General features: G+C 67.4%; 12 protein-coding genes. 6 read left to right on the forward strand and 6 right to left on the reverse strand.

Annotation, left to right across the window (positions count from 1 at the left end):
• Window positions 1-17: 17 nt before the first annotated feature.
• Window positions 18-890, forward strand: a complete 873-nt coding sequence (locus ACJ8AN_RS27810; RefSeq protein WP_407758518.1) for a serine hydrolase — start codon at window positions 18-20, stop codon at window positions 888-890.
• A gap of 2 nt (window positions 891-892) precedes the next feature.
• On the opposite strand, the gene ACJ8AN_RS27815 is transcribed toward ACJ8AN_RS27810, so the two are convergent.
• Together ACJ8AN_RS27815 and ACJ8AN_RS27820 are read right to left on the reverse strand one after the other, a co-directional pair.
• The gene (locus ACJ8AN_RS27815) at window positions 893-1,483 is read right to left on the reverse strand and encodes a TIGR02265 family protein (protein WP_407758519.1); all 591 of its coding nucleotides are present in this window, start codon (window positions 1,481-1,483) and stop codon (window positions 893-895) included.
• A gap of 62 nt (window positions 1,484-1,545) precedes the next feature.
• Entirely contained in the window at window positions 1,546-2,949 is a 1,404-nt protein-coding gene (locus tag ACJ8AN_RS27820; RefSeq protein WP_407758520.1) for an SPFH domain-containing protein, read from the reverse strand.
• A 105-nt stretch (window positions 2,950-3,054) separates the two neighbouring features.
• Here ACJ8AN_RS27820 and ACJ8AN_RS27825 point away from each other — a divergent pair, with 105 nt between their 5' ends.
• The 3 genes from ACJ8AN_RS27825 to ACJ8AN_RS27835 all read left to right on the forward strand — a co-directional run bounded on the left by ACJ8AN_RS27825 (window position 3,055) and on the right by ACJ8AN_RS27835 (window position 7,164).
• Window positions 3,055-3,756 (forward strand): response regulator transcription factor, encoded by a 702-nt coding sequence (locus tag ACJ8AN_RS27825; RefSeq protein ID WP_407758521.1) that lies wholly within the window; start codon window positions 3,055-3,057, stop codon window positions 3,754-3,756.
• A gap of 28 nt (window positions 3,757-3,784) precedes the next feature.
• The gene (locus ACJ8AN_RS27830; protein ID WP_407758522.1) at window positions 3,785-5,374 is read left to right on the forward strand and encodes a sensor histidine kinase; all 1,590 of its coding nucleotides are present in this window, start codon (window positions 3,785-3,787) and stop codon (window positions 5,372-5,374) included.
• 116 nt (window positions 5,375-5,490) lie between these two features.
• Window positions 5,491-7,164: a serine/threonine-protein kinase gene (locus tag ACJ8AN_RS27835; RefSeq protein ID WP_407758523.1), complete on the forward strand. Its 1,674-nt coding sequence runs from the start codon at window positions 5,491-5,493 to the stop codon at window positions 7,162-7,164.
• A 58-nt stretch (window positions 7,165-7,222) separates the two neighbouring features.
• Here the strand turns inward: ACJ8AN_RS27835 and ACJ8AN_RS27840 are convergent, their stop codons facing one another.
• Genes ACJ8AN_RS27840 through ACJ8AN_RS27850 form a run of 3 tightly spaced genes read right to left on the reverse strand, consistent with a single transcriptional unit; the run spans window position 7,223 to window position 10,669 of the window.
• Window positions 7,223-8,185, reverse strand: a complete 963-nt coding sequence (locus ACJ8AN_RS27840; protein ID WP_407758524.1) for a trypsin-like peptidase domain-containing protein — start codon at window positions 8,183-8,185, stop codon at window positions 7,223-7,225.
• A gap of 43 nt (window positions 8,186-8,228) precedes the next feature.
• Window positions 8,229-9,287: a hypothetical protein gene (locus tag ACJ8AN_RS27845; RefSeq protein WP_407758525.1), complete on the reverse strand. Its 1,059-nt coding sequence runs from the start codon at window positions 9,285-9,287 to the stop codon at window positions 8,229-8,231.
• Window positions 9,284-10,669 (reverse strand): ATP-binding cassette domain-containing protein, encoded by a 1,386-nt coding sequence (locus tag ACJ8AN_RS27850; RefSeq protein ID WP_407758526.1) that lies wholly within the window; start codon window positions 10,667-10,669, stop codon window positions 9,284-9,286. The genes ACJ8AN_RS27845 and ACJ8AN_RS27850 overlap by 4 nt, the downstream gene beginning before the upstream one ends.
• Before the next feature lie 403 nt (window positions 10,670-11,072).
• Between ACJ8AN_RS27850 and ACJ8AN_RS27855 the strand changes: the two genes are divergently transcribed.
• Window positions 11,073-11,282 (forward strand): hypothetical protein, encoded by a 210-nt coding sequence (locus tag ACJ8AN_RS27855; protein WP_407758527.1) that lies wholly within the window; start codon window positions 11,073-11,075, stop codon window positions 11,280-11,282.
• Window positions 11,283-11,317: 35 nt separating this feature from the next.
• Complete coding sequence (locus ACJ8AN_RS27860; protein WP_407758528.1) at window positions 11,318-12,241, forward strand: PLP-dependent cysteine synthase family protein; 924 nt, start codon at window positions 11,318-11,320, stop codon at window positions 12,239-12,241.
• A gap of 124 nt (window positions 12,242-12,365) precedes the next feature.
• On the opposite strand, the gene ACJ8AN_RS27865 is transcribed toward ACJ8AN_RS27860, so the two are convergent.
• Window positions 12,366-13,239 (reverse strand): ATP-binding cassette domain-containing protein (locus tag ACJ8AN_RS27865; protein ID WP_407758529.1); only part of this gene is annotated, 874 nt, incomplete at its 5' end.

The raw sequence follows: 13,239 nt of genomic DNA on the forward strand, positions 1-13,239 counted from the left end.
TAGCATCCGCTCCGCTCATGCTCTCCACCGCGCTCCTCGTCCTTCTCGCCGCGACACCGTCCGGCTCTGATTCCCTCCGCGCCGGCCTTCAGGCGCGCATCGCCCAGGTCCCGGGCGCCTCCGTGGCCATCGCCTACCGGCACCTCGGTGACGCGAAGGACGCGCTCTACCTGGAGGCCGATCGTTCCTTCCACGCGGCCAGCACCATGAAGGTGCCCGTGATGATCGAACTCTTCCGTCAGGCCGACGCTGGCAAGCTGTCGCTGGAGCAGCCGGTGACGCTGGCCAATCAGTTCGCGTCCATCGTGGATGGCTCGCCGTTCGCCCTGGATGCCAAGGACGACGAGGACGCATCCCTCTATGAGCGGCTCGGCCAGCCGGTGCCGGTGCGCGAGCTCGTCGAGCGGATGATCACTCGTTCGAGCAACCTGGCCACCAACACGGTCATCGCCCTCGTGGACCCGAAGCGCGTTACCCAGACGCTGCGCTCCCTGGGCGCCCGCCAGATGACCGTGCTGCGCGGCGTGGAGGATGGAAAGGCGTACAAGAAGGGCCTCAACAACACCACCACGGCGAGGGACCTCGCCACCCTGCTGGCCGCCATCGAGCAGGGCAGGGCGGCCTCACCCGCCTCCACCCAGGCCATGCGCTCCATCCTCCTGGCCCAGGAGTTGAACCAGGAGATTCCGGCGGGGCTGCCACAGGGCACGCCCGTGGCGCACAAGACGGGGCAGATCTCCGGTGTCCTCCACGACGCCGCCATCGTCTACCCGTCCGGCCGCGCGCCCTACATCCTCGTGGTACTCACCAGCGGCATCCCGGACGAGCAGGTGGCCCGCACGCTCATCGTGGACGTGTCGCGGCGGGTGTACGCGCACGCGACGCGGTAGTCCTAATCCCAGGCAATGTCGAACTCGACGTCGAGAGGCGCCGTCTGCCGTGAGGTCACCTTCGCGCCCCGGACATTCGTGGCATCGAAGAGGGTCTGTAGCGCGCCCTCGATGAAGGGCGCGGGGGCGGAGATCCGCTGGATGGTGAGGAGGCCTCCGGTGGGCCCCACCCAGTTCATCGAGCACTCGCCGCCTCGGAGCACCGTCCGGTGGACCACCGGGATGTTGTTGAGCAACCGCTGCGGATTGCGCTCGACCACCAGTTGCAGGGCCTTGCCCGCGACGGAGGCGAGGAACTTCGTGATCGTCCGGGAGCCCATCGCCCGCAGGGCCTCCTCGAAGCTTCCATACCGCGGGGTCAGCAGCCTCGCGGCCGTGTAGAGCAGCTGGACGTATCCGCTCGTGGGGTAGCTGAAGAAGTCCAGGTACCTCGGCTCGCCGCAGGCCTTCAGGCACTCGTTCACGGCGTGCTCGTCTCCCAATTGCCGCACCACCTCCAACACGGAGTTGAAGAAGAGCCCGCGCATGGAGTGATGCACGGGCATGGAGGACAGCCGCAATAGCAGCTCCTCCTCGGAACCGAGGTCGGCCATACCCATATATTTTCCACGCTTCGAGGGGAGGACAATCCACTCTCACCCGGAGTGAGGTGGCCTCAACTCGCTGACCGGTTCACCTCCTGACCGCCCGTGGCCGGTTCGTTCTCGGGACGCATCGCGCCCACCAACGCCATCATCTGCGCCACCAGCGTGGTCAGCGCCTGGCCCTCCTGCGCGCCCGCGCCTCCACCGATGGTGACCGAGCGCAGCTCCTGCGGCTGCGGCAGCTTCTCGGCGATGGACGGCAGCAGCTCCACCAGCCTCGCCTGGAGGTTGGCCGAGCTGAGCCCGTTGAGGATGCGTTGGCGGCTCTCCAGCAGCTCCAGCTCCACCCGCGCCTGCCGGTTGGCCGCCGCACGCTCCGTGTCCAGCACCTCGACCGCCGCCTGGGCCTCGCGCTTGCGCTGCGCGGCATCCTGCTCCTGCTTCAGCTTCTCCAGCTCCGCCTCCACCGCCAGCCGGGCCTTCTCCAGCTCGGCGGTCTGGAGCGCGGACTGCTGCCGCTCGACGGCCAGCTTCCGGGTGTCCTCCTCCTCGCGCTGCTGCCGCCGCAGGCGTTCGGACTGGTCCCGGTCATAGGCCTCCGCCTCCTTGCTCGCGCGCAGCATCGCCAGCTCGCCATCGCTCTCCAGCCGCGTCCGCTCGCGCGCCTGCTCCACCTCCAGCTCCCGGTGGGAGATGGCCTCCTCCGCCTCCAACGTGGCCAGCCGGGCCACGCGCTCCCTCTCGGCCCGGAAGGGCTTCTGCAGGCTCTCCCAGAGCCGCGCCGAGCTCACCACCGCTTCCTTGATCTGCACCGTGACGATGCGCAGCCCGAGTCCCTTGTCACTGCCTCCGTGGCCCTCGGCGACGTGGCGCAGCCGCGCGGTCAGCTCCTCGATGATGGGCTGCTTGTCCGAGAGCACCGCGTCGATGCTCATGGTGGCCACCTTGTCCTTGATGGCGGCCTCGGCCTGCTCGCGCAGCTGCACGTTCACCACCCGCATCGGGTCCTCGGCGTCCGTGAAGTCGAGCTTCTTATACGCGGTGGCGAAATCCTCGATGATCCACTGCACGTAGCCCTGCACCAGCAGCCCCTGCAGCTCGCGGCAGATGCAGTGGGCGTTGATGAGGATGGTCTGCATGGCTCCGGGCACGACGAGGAACGAGTCAATCGCCGGATCGAAGCGGAAGGAGACGCCCAGGCCGATGTGCAGGGGCTGGGCATGGCCGCGGCGGGTGTGCACGACGTAGGCGTTGGGCGGAACCACCACGGTCTTCCACCGCCAGAAGCCGGTGATGCGCACGTCCACGGCGTTGCCCGGAATCTCGCGAGGTGCCATGGCGAGGGCCCGGGCGGCGCGAGGCGCCATCATCTGGTTCTGGGCCGGCATCACCATCTTGCGTGCCTTCAGGTCCACCTCGAGGCGCTGCTGCTGCTCCTGGACCTGATCCAGGTACTGGTTTCTCACTGGCTCCATGGACATCGAGACCCCCTGCTCCGGAGGGCGCCGGTCATCGGCGGGCCGTACCCGGAGGCTCCAGGCGCATCTAAGCAGATTGCCCGTGATAGGGTTCAGGGCGCCGTGACCGAACGTGCTTCCATCCTGGTCGTCGACGATGATCCGCACCTGCGCGAGGTGGTGGGGTTCGCCCTCACCCAGGCGGGCTTCCACGTCGAGCAGGCCTCCAACGGACGCGAGGGCCTGGAGCAGGTGCGCCGCTCGGTGCCCTCGCTCATCGTCCTGGACGTGATGATGCCCGAGATGGATGGGCTCGAGCTGTGCCGCGAGGTCCGCCGCTCCCACGAGATTCCCATCGTGTTCCTCTCCTCGCGCGACGACGAGGTGGATCGCATCCTCGGGCTGGAGATGGGCGGGGACGACTACATCACCAAGCCGTTCAGCCCACGCGAGCTGGTGGCGCGCATCAAGGCCGTGCTGCGCCGGGCCCGTGCCACCGCGAGCCCCGCACCGTCCACCCCCTCGCCCTCGCAGGTGCTGCGGCGAGGACCCCTGCGGTTGGACCTGGACCTGTGGCGCGCGTACTGGAACGAGCGCGAGGTGGTGCTGACCGTCACCGAGTTCCACCTGCTCGCCGCGCTCCTGCGCGCGCCCGGCAAGGCCTTCACCCGCGACGAGCTGATGACGCGCGTCTACGAGGACGTGGTGGTGAGCGACCGCACCATCGACAGCCACGTGCGGCACATCCGGCAGAAGTTCGCCTCGGCCGGCGGCGAGGTCATCCAGACGGTGCACGGCCTTGGCTACCGGCTCGCGATCCCCTGAGCCCACGCGCGCCCGCCCGCGCTTGTGGATGGTCTTCACCGCCGTGGGGCTGGGGGCGCTCGTGCTCGCGCTGCTCGGCCTGTCGCTCGTGCGCGTCTATGACAATCAGCTCATCCGCCAGACGGAGACCGAGCTCATCGCCCAGGGCGTCGTCGTCTCCGGCGTGTACCGCGAGCTGCTGCACGAGAAGATAGGGACGGGAGAGTACGGCCTGACACGGCTCGCGCCCTGGCCCTTCCCGCCGGCCGAGGGCTCGCAGCTGCGGCCCATCCTCCCTTCGCTCCGGGCCTCGGATGACGTGCTGCCCGCGGCGGAGGAACCCCCGGTCTCCATCCTCCCCGCCGAGCCCCTCGCGCAGCAGGCCGGGGACAAACTCGCTCCGCTGCTCGTCCAGGTGGGGCGCTCGACGCTGGCCGGCATCCGGGTGGTGGACGTCCAGGGCGTGGTGGTGGCCAGCAGCTCCTCGGGTCACGGCACCACGCTGATCTCCCGCGAGGAGGTCCAACGTGCCCTGCGGGGCGAGCCCCGGAGCGTGCTGCGCCGGCGCCTCGCCGATCCCGAGGATGCACCGCTCGCCTCGCTCAGCCGCGACACCGGGGTGCGCGTGACGGTGGTGTTGCCGGTGCTGAAGGAGGAGCGGGTCTGGGGCGCGGTGGTGCTCTCCCGCACGCCCATGACGTTCGCCAAGGCCGTGTACACGGACCGGTGGAACCTCACGGCGACGGGGCTGGTGCTGCTGGGCGTGGTGGCCCTGATGTCCCTGGCCGCGGCGGCGCTGGTGGTGCGTCCGGTGCGGGCGCTGGTGCGGCAGACGCGCTCCATCGCCACCAGCTCGCCCGAGGGCTTCGAGCCCATTGCCCGCCCGGTGGTCCAGGAGCTCGCCGAGCTCTCCGAGTCCCTGGCCGGCATGGCCACCGCGCTGAGGGATCGCAATCAATACATCCGCTCGTTCGCGGCGAACGTGTCGCACGAGTTCAAGACGCCGCTGGCCGCCATCCAGGGCGCGGTGGAGCTGCTGCGCGACAGCGCCGACAGCATGTCCCCCGAGCAGCGCGAGCGCTTCCTGTCCAACATCGACGCGGACGCGCGGCGCCTCACCCGGCTGGTGCAGCGGTTGCTGGAGCTGGCCCGGGCGGACTCGCTGGTGGCCCGTCCCTCGCGGACGGAGCTCGCCCCGTTGCTGGAGGGCCTCGCGGAACGCGCCCGGGCACAGGGGCTCGCCGTGGAGCCAGGCACGGTGCCGCCGGGGCTCGTCCTGGGCCTGCCCTCGGAGGTGCTGGAGGACATCGTCTGGCAGCTCATCACCAACGCATCGCAGCATGGGGGCGAGGGCGTGCGCGTGCGGCTGGAGGCGGACCTGGTGCCGGGCGAGGGGCGGGGCAGGGTGGTGGTGCGGGACGACGGCCGGGGCATCTCCGAGTCCAACCGGGCGCGCGTCTTCGAGGCCTTCTTCACGACGGCGCGGGAGCGGGGAGGCACGGGGCTCGGGCTGACGATCGCCGGGTCGATGCTGCGTGCCTTCGGAGCCAACCTGGAGCTTCTGCCCCCCGAGGAGAAGGGAGCCGCCTTCGCCGTGGTGGCGGACCTGGACCCCGCTCCGGCCCCTCTCCGGAAGTAGCGCCACTTCACCCATCAGAATGGGTAGCACGCGGACGCTGTGTCACGGACTCGCCTTGACGTCCCGGCTTTCGGAGAATGGGGGCGCGTATGCCTCGGTCCCCTCGCTCAGACACCATGGCTCCGGTCGGCTCCCAACTGCTCGCCAAGCACCTCGGGGAGGATGCCGCCGCCCGGGAAGCCTCCGTGACCTGGTTCAACTGTGGCGTGGCCTCCTTCTTCCTCCTGTGCGCCGCGGGCCTGGGCCCATTGCTCGGATGGCCCCGGGCCCTGGCCCTCATCGCGAGCTGCGGGGCCTATGCCGTGTACTTCGGTTGGATCTCCCGGGTGCTGCGGCGCGGGTGGTTCCACCCCGCCATCCGCGTGTTCAACGTCTGCCTGGAGACCGGCGCCGGCGCGTGGATCTTCGCCTACGACATCCTCTTCGGGGATGCCGAGCAGGCGCTGTCCGATCCCGCGGCCGTCCTCTGGAGCTCGCTTCTCGTGCTCGCGGCGCTGCGCTCCAAGCGGCTGGCCCTCTTCGCCGGAGGGCTCGTGGCCACCGAGATGCTGCTGCTCTACTTCTTCGTGGCCCTTCCGCGCCTGCCCCAGCCCGTGCCGGTGATGTTCTCACCGCCCCTCATGGTGCAGCGCGCCGTCTACTATCTGATCACGGGTGGTCTGGCGGCGATGGTGGCCGGCTACATCACGCGCAACGCCGAGAAGGCCCTGCACGCCATCCGCGCCAGGGATCTGCTGGGCAAGTACTTCCTCCACGAGCGGCTGGGCGTGGGAGGCATGGCCGAGGTGTTCCGCGCCACCTACAGCCCCGAGGGCGGCTTCGAGAAGGTGGTGGCCATCAAGCGCATCCTCCCGGCCTACGCCGAGGACGAGGACTTCGTCATGCTCTTCCGGCGGGAGGCGGAGCTGGGCTCGCTGCTCAACCACCCCAACATCATCCAGGTGCTGGACGTGGGCCGCTTCGCGGACACCTACTTCATGGCCATGGAGCACATCGAGGGCCTCACCCTGCGTGAGCTGCTCAAGCTCCAGGGGCGCCTGCCGCCAGAGGTGGTGGCGTACATCGGGGCCGAGCTGGGCGAGGCACTCGACTACGTGCACCGGCGCACCTCGAGCAACGGTGTGCCGCTGCGGCTCGTGCACCGGGACGTGAATCCGCCCAACATCCTCTTGTCTCGCATTGGCGAGGTGAAGCTGGGGGACTTCGGGGTGGCGCGGGCGGCCACGCATGCCCAGGTCACCCAGGCCAACCGGGTGCGCGGCAAGTTGAGCTACATGGCACCGGAGCAACTCCGGGGCGAGCCCTTCGATGGACGCGCGGACCTCTTCGCGCTCGGCGTCACGCTGCACGAGGCCCTCACGGGACGGCGCCTCTTCAAGGAGGAGGACGTCGCCGAGCGGCTGCAACCCACCGCTCCTCCGTGGCTGCTGCCGCCCTCGGCCTTCCGCACGGACGTGCCGCCGGAGCTGAATGCCGCCATCATGGACCTGCTCCAGTGGCGCGGCGGGGAGCGCACCCCGCGAGGGCAGCGGCTGCGCGAGCAGCTGTGCTCGCTCACGGGAGTGCACGCGCCCTTTCCGCATGGACAGCAGGCCCTGGCGCGGCTGGTCCAGGAGGCGCTGGTGCTCAAGGCGGAGCGGGCGGAGCCGCGCGACGAGGAGCCCGATACCGCAGGCCCCACGCGCTCCGAGAAAGAAGAGGAGCCCACGGCCGTGCTGGACGTGAAGACCGCGGAGGCGGTGGAGGCGCCGTCGGCGAAGCGCGCCGGACAGGGGGGCCGCGAGGACTGAGGGCGTCCGCTTCGCGGGTCTCCGAGACAATGTTGCTGGGCACCGCCCTTCGGCAAATTTAGCGCTTCAGCCAGGGCTCAAGATAGGAGACGAGGATGCCCTCGTTGGCGAACATCCGGTCTCCCCTGGAGTTGGAAACCAGCTCACCGCCGGCATGGTGGATGGCGATGACCTTCCATGCATCATTGAAGACCGGTGAGCCGCTCGAGCCCGGAAGGGTATCGGTGCTGTACTGCAGCCGGTGCTCGTAGACGTTGACCACCTGATTGGCGGTCAGCGCGATCTGCTTCGGGCCACCCTGAGGGTGCTGGATGATGGTGACGTGGTCGCCGGCCTTGGGCTGGGCGGAGTCGTCCAACTCGAGGGTGCCCCATGACGCCAGGGGAGGAACCCCACTATCTCCCTCTTCGACTTCTACGAGGCAGATATCAAGTCCGGCATCCGCGACGAGCGTCGAGGGCTTCAGCAGGTAGCGGTGGCTGGGCTGAAGCCGCTGCTGGGTGTCCTCTTCATAGTTGAACTCCACCCAGCTCTCTTTGGCGATCTGCCGGTCAGGAATGACGTGGTGATTGGTGAGGATCCGGTTGTGGCCCACCAAAAAGCCCGTCCCCCGCGAGATCGGTGTCACGATACGGCAGACGCTCCTGGCCACCTCGAGGCCACGGTGTAGCCAAGCGATGCTCTTGAGATGGTTGCTGCCGAAGATCTGCTCCAGCACCACGCTGCGGGGGACATGGAATGTGCCCGCCGTGAGCCTCGGAGACGCCACGCTCCGTTGCAGTTGCTCGGGGACTGCATCAATGAGCTCGAGCAGCGCGTGGTTGATGCGGTTCCTCTGGACCTCGGCTTCCGCAGACGTCATGAGCCCAGCGCGCTCCTGCCTGCGGAGGCGGTTCAACCTCGAGCCATGGAGGAGAACTTCGTTGTAGAGGTCCTGGTTCGCGCCCTTGAGGAACGCCGCCAGTTGTTCGGCGGCGAGCTGCGTCTCGTTTTCACGGACGAGCTCCTTCAGGCGGGACATGAAGGTGACTTGGTTTTCTGGAGTCACTGAGGTGGCTAGCGTGTCAGACAGGGAGGGCGCGGAGGCGATCCTGCCGGTTCTGAAGGAGGGGAGCCGACAAAGCGTAGAGCAGCAGTGCTCCTGCGCCGGGCAAGGTGATAATGAGAATGACCAGATAGGTGAAGTTGAGAATCCCCCAGGCTGCCGCCAGCGCGGGCGACTTTCTCCTGGCACGTGCGACGTAGACACAGCTCACGATGAGCACCAGCAAGAACAACGCGACGGGCACCGAGGGATCGCCAAGTCCGGCCTTGCTCATGAGAAATACGAGGCCTAGGTAGTTCAGGATGGGGGCGAGGAACCACATGAAGCTCGCCCATTGCGCACTGCCAATGAACACGAAGGCGGCCGCGAAGAGGGCGGTCACGGCCAGATTCCAGGAGGTTTTGCGGAGGTAGGAAGGGGATGCCTCCGCGGCGTTCGTTGGCTGAAGACCTGACTGTTCCAACTGGAAGCGCCTCAGGGTATCCATACGCCCTTCCACCTCCTTGAGCCGACCACCGATCGTCAGCGCTATGTAATAAGAGAAGGCGTCTCCCTTGTCTTCAATGAGGCCGTACCTCGACAGGACCGCACCATAGCGGTCCTTGATGTTGCTGTCAGGGCACAGAGTCCACCCCTTGCCGAGGCACTCGTGCAATTCACGGATCAGCGTGGTGTCCCGCTCCAATGTAACGGGATCGACCAGTCGGCTGATGCGCTCGTGCATAATCCACGAGGACAGGATCGCCGGAGCGTTGATGATCATGAGGCAATACCAGAGCCCGATCACCCTGGGGTACCACCGAGCCCTGGCACGAAAGGGGAGCGACTTGCTGTCCCGGTACTGCAGGTACATCCAGCCCAGGGACGCTGCTCCGGAGATCAAGTACAGCCGTATGTACAGAGAGGAAGGGTCCGGAAGCGCGTCGAGGCTGAGCTGTGCAAGTGCTACCGGTAGCGACAGGAGGAAGAGGAGACAGGCCGCGGCGTGAACGAGAGGCAGTCGCAGCAGCCAGAGTTCTGGGTGATTCAGCAGGAGATGCTGATCGAGACTGCGAAAGAGAGTGAAGGCTGCTTTCATATGGACTGTCTGGCCGCGAGCATCCGGCGCGACGAGTGACTGATGTCACGGAAGTATTGGATTTCGAGCTGCGAATCCGCGAGCAGCGTCTTCAATACGTCCGCTCCCGTGATGGCCAGGGGGACGTGGAGGATGATGTTTCGGCCCGACATCTCGAGCTGGATGCCTCCGATTCCGGACAGTGTTGCCTGAACCCGCTCCAGTGAGGCGGCGCAAGCGAACTCGAAGCTGTTCATGGCACGCGCCCGGCCCAGTTCCGCCGCCGGGCCGTAGAAGCGCGGTTTGCCGTTCTCAAGAACCAGAAGTTGGTCGGCAATGGATTCGATTTCGAAGAGGTGCTGTGAGCTGACGATGATGGGCAGGGGATTGCGCATCGACCTCGCCAGATCCTTCAGGTCTTGCAGAAAGACCTGCTGGGAATTGACGTCCAGAGGGGCGAGCGGTTCGTCCAGGATGAGCAGCCTGGGGTTCCAGACAAGGGCTCGAGCGAGCTCGAACCGGGTCTGGAATCCACCCGAGAGCTGATCCCGGGAGGCTTCGCGGTAGCGCTCCAGCCCCAACCGGTGGAGGATGAACTCCACCTCATCCTGATTGTCTCTTCCATTGATGCCACGCAGGCTGGCGTGAAGGGCGAGCTGCCTCGCTACCGTGCCATGCCACATGTTTGTCTGTTGTGGCACGTAGGCAATGCGGTCGCGCAGCTCGTGCCAATCGGAAGGGGCCTGCTGGAAGGAGGGATAGTGGAGCTCACCGGCATCGGCAAGCATCTCTCCTGCCAGCAGCCGTAGGAGGGTAGACTTCCCGCTTCCGTTCGAGCCCACAACACCGGTGATCTCCCCCGGGTAGACGGTGAGCGAAACTTCCGACAGGGTAAAGGTATGCGAGCGGCTTTGATAAGACTTGCGCAGGTCGAGGCACCGCAGAACGGGAAACTGCGGCTGAGCGCCTGGCTGGAGATGGCCTTCCGCCAAGCGCCGCTGGAGAAAGAACTGCAGCCGGGCTTCCTCCAGGGTCGTCCCGCTCCGCGCGGTCATCACCGGGCAACCGGTCACGGAGTCACCCTCTTCCAGCACAGCCACGTCGGTGCGAGCACGTTGTAGGGCCTCGTCGTACAGGACGTCCGCCAACTGGAGCATCCTGAAGAGCAGCCGATTCCGGGCGTGCTCCGTCGAGTCCGTGGGGCCGAACCTGCGCTCATCCTCGACAAGCCGGCCATATTCCGCGGACAGGAGAATGGTCTCGTTCAACAGCTCGCGGCGTGGCCTGAAGTCCTTCGCAAGATCGAGGAGCCGCTTCGTTCCGCGGGCAAGGTCACTTGATTGAATCAGTGCCTTGAGTTCTTCGTAGCGCGCGGCGAGCACGCCTTCTACCGGTGTTTCCATCGAGCGGAAGCGTCCTTTGACGTCAGCAGCATACCCTCGCACGGAGCACCTGCCGGGTGCGGAACCTAGCACGAGAGTCAACCGGAAAAGGAATGCACTGGCAGGTCAGCACGTCATGGGGCGCCTGGGGGCGTTGACGCACTGGCGTGCACCGGACCTGGCAGCCGCTATCCGCCCGGGCATGAGGACGGAGACGAACACCAAGTCCGTGCTGGCCGCTAAGAGGCGGTTCGGGAAGAGGCCGCCAAGGGTGAGCAGCTCCGGTGGCGTGGTTCCGGGCGCTCATGTTCACCGGCATCTCCACCATAGAGCTGTTCTGGGGCCGGTTCCAAATGGACGTCCCGCCCGAGTTGCGGCCCTTCACCCAGGCTGCGCCGTTCGCCATCCTCCTCTCGTGCTAGGGATGGCTCTGGAGTACGCCGTCATCGGCGACACGGTGAACACCGCGTTGCACCTGGAGGGTCTGAACGAGGAACTCGGCACGGAGGTGCTGCTGTCCGCATCCATCCGACAGGCCCTGGGCTCCGCGTTCCCGGTGAAGGCACTCGGCGGGGAGCCGGTGAAGGGCAAGGCGCAGCCGGTGCCCGTATTCACCGTGGCGCCACCGGTATGATGGGGAGCGGCGGACTCACCCACACAGGGAGAACCATGGACATTCTCGGGGCCATCGGAAACACATCACTGGTTCAGCTTCGCAAGATCGCTCCTCCCCACGGTGCGAACATCTTCGCGAAGCTCGAGTGGGAGAACCCCACCGGCAGCGTGAAGGATCGGATGGCGCGGGCCGTCATCCAGCGGGCGGAGGAGGACGGCCGGCTGAAGCCTGGGGACACCGTCGTCGAGTACACGGGGGGCAGCACCGGGTCGTCGCTTGCCCTGGTCTGCGCCGCCAAGGGCTACCGTCTCCGGATCGTCACCTCCGACGCGTTCAGCGTGGAGAAGCGGGATCACATGGCGGCGCTGGGGGCGGAGTTGACGCTCGTTCCGAGCGAGGGCGGCCTCACCACCAAGAAGCTGATCCTCGACATGATCGAGGCGGCGCGCCGGATCAGCCAGGAGCCTCACACCTACTGGACCGACCAGCTCAACAATCACGACAGCATCGCGGGCTACCACGCGCTGGGCGAGGAGATATGGAGTCAGACGAAGGGGGAGCTCGACGCTTTCGTCTACAGCGTGGGGACGGCGGCGTGTCTGCGCGGGGTCGCCACCGTGCTGAAGCGGCACAAACCAGGCATCCGGATCGTCGCTGTCGAGCCCGCCGAGTCCTCGGTGTTGTTGGGCGGTCAGCCAGGGCCCCACAAGATCGAAGGCGTTGGGATTGGCTACATTCCTCCGCTCTGGGACCCGGCGCTCGTGGACGAGATCATCCCGGTCAAGACCGACGACGCGAAGGAGATGACCCGGCGGCTCGCGCGGGAAGAGGCCCTCTTCGCGGGGACCTCTTCCGGAGCGAACGTCATCGCCGCGCTCCAGGTCGCGGCGCGCCTGGGACCCGAGGCCAGGGTGGTGACGCTGATGTCCGACTCCGGCCTGAAGTACCTGAGCACGGATGTGTACCGGCGGAGATGAAACACGGAGGGCCTGGTCACCGTGGAGCCGCCAGTCCGGACGGGCTCCGCGGTCTCTTGAACCCGGTAGCGCCCGGACGCGTCACGCGAGTCCTTCCGAGTACTGGTGGGAAACGCGGACTCGCTCAGCGGGATGGGACAGCCTTCGGACGGCTTCCGACGAATGCCGCCAGGTGCTCGCCGGTCAGCGTCGACTTCGCCGCCACCAGGTCGGCCGGGGTGCCTTCGAACACGAGCCGCCCGCCGCCGTGGCCCGCGCCCGGCCCGAGGTCGATGATCCAGTCGGCGTGCGCCATCACCGCCTGGTGGTGTTCGATCACGATGACCGACTTGCCGGAATCGACCAGCCGGTCCAGCAGCCCGAGCAGCTGCTCGAGGTCAGCCAGGTGCAGCCCGGTGGTCGGCTCGTCGAGTACGTAGACGCCGCCGTCGGCCCCCATGTGCGTCGCGAGCTTGAGCCGCTGCCGCTCGCCACCCGACAGCGTGGTGAGCGGTTGGCCGAGCCGCAGGTAGCCGAGCCCCACGTCGGCCATGCGCTGGAGGATCGCGTGCGCGGCCGGCGTACGCGCCTCGCCGGCGCCGAAGAAGCCGACCGCGTCTTCGACCGACAGATCGAGCACCTCGGCGATGTTGAGCCCGCCGAGCCGGTAGTCCAGGACCGACGCCTGGAACCGCCGGCCCTCGCATTCCTCACAGACCGTGGTGACGCCGGCCATCATCGCCAGGTCGGTGTAGATCACCCCGGCGCCGTCGCAGGTCGGACAGGCGCCCTCGGAGTTGGCGCTGAACAGGGCGGGCTTCACGCCGTTGGCCTTCGCGAACGCCTTGCGGATCGGCTCCAGCAGCTCGGTGTACGTCGCCGGGTTGCTCCGCCGCGAGCCACGGATCGGGGCCTGGTCGACCGACACCACCCCGTCCCGGCCACACACCGAGCCGTGGATCAGTGAGCTCTTGCCCGACCCCGCCACGCCGGTCACCACCACCAGCACGCCGAGCGGG

It is taken from the genome of Archangium sp., assembly GCF_045802675.1.
Lineage (GTDB): Bacteria > Myxococcota > Myxococcia > Myxococcales > Myxococcaceae > Archangium.

Bases quoted from the DNA above. Each gene is read 5' to 3' on its own strand.
- ACJ8AN_RS27810 (WP_407758518.1), top strand. From the start codon at position 18: ATGCTCTCCACCGCGCTCCTCGTCCTTCTCGCCGCGACACCGTCCGGC.
- ACJ8AN_RS27815 (WP_407758519.1), bottom strand. From the start codon at position 1,483: ATGGCCGACCTCGGTTCCGAGGAGGAGCTGCTATTGCGGCTGTCCTCC.
- ACJ8AN_RS27820 (WP_407758520.1), bottom strand. From the start codon at position 2,949: ATGGAGCCAGTGAGAAACCAGTACCTGGATCAGGTCCAGGAGCAGCAG.
- ACJ8AN_RS27830 (WP_407758522.1), top strand. From the start codon at position 3,785: ATGGTCTTCACCGCCGTGGGGCTGGGGGCGCTCGTGCTCGCGCTGCTC.
- ACJ8AN_RS27835 (WP_407758523.1), top strand. From the start codon at position 5,491: ATGGCTCCGGTCGGCTCCCAACTGCTCGCCAAGCACCTCGGGGAGGAT.
- ACJ8AN_RS27840 (WP_407758524.1), bottom strand. From the start codon at position 8,185: ATGTCCCGCCTGAAGGAGCTCGTCCGTGAAAACGAGACGCAGCTCGCC.
- ACJ8AN_RS27845 (WP_407758525.1), bottom strand. From the start codon at position 9,287: ATGAAAGCAGCCTTCACTCTCTTTCGCAGTCTCGATCAGCATCTCCTG.
- ACJ8AN_RS27850 (WP_407758526.1), bottom strand. From the start codon at position 10,669: ATGGAAACACCGGTAGAAGGCGTGCTCGCCGCGCGCTACGAAGAACTC.
- ACJ8AN_RS27855 (WP_407758527.1), top strand. From the start codon at position 11,073: ATGGCTCTGGAGTACGCCGTCATCGGCGACACGGTGAACACCGCGTTG.
- ACJ8AN_RS27860 (WP_407758528.1), top strand. From the start codon at position 11,318: ATGGACATTCTCGGGGCCATCGGAAACACATCACTGGTTCAGCTTCGC.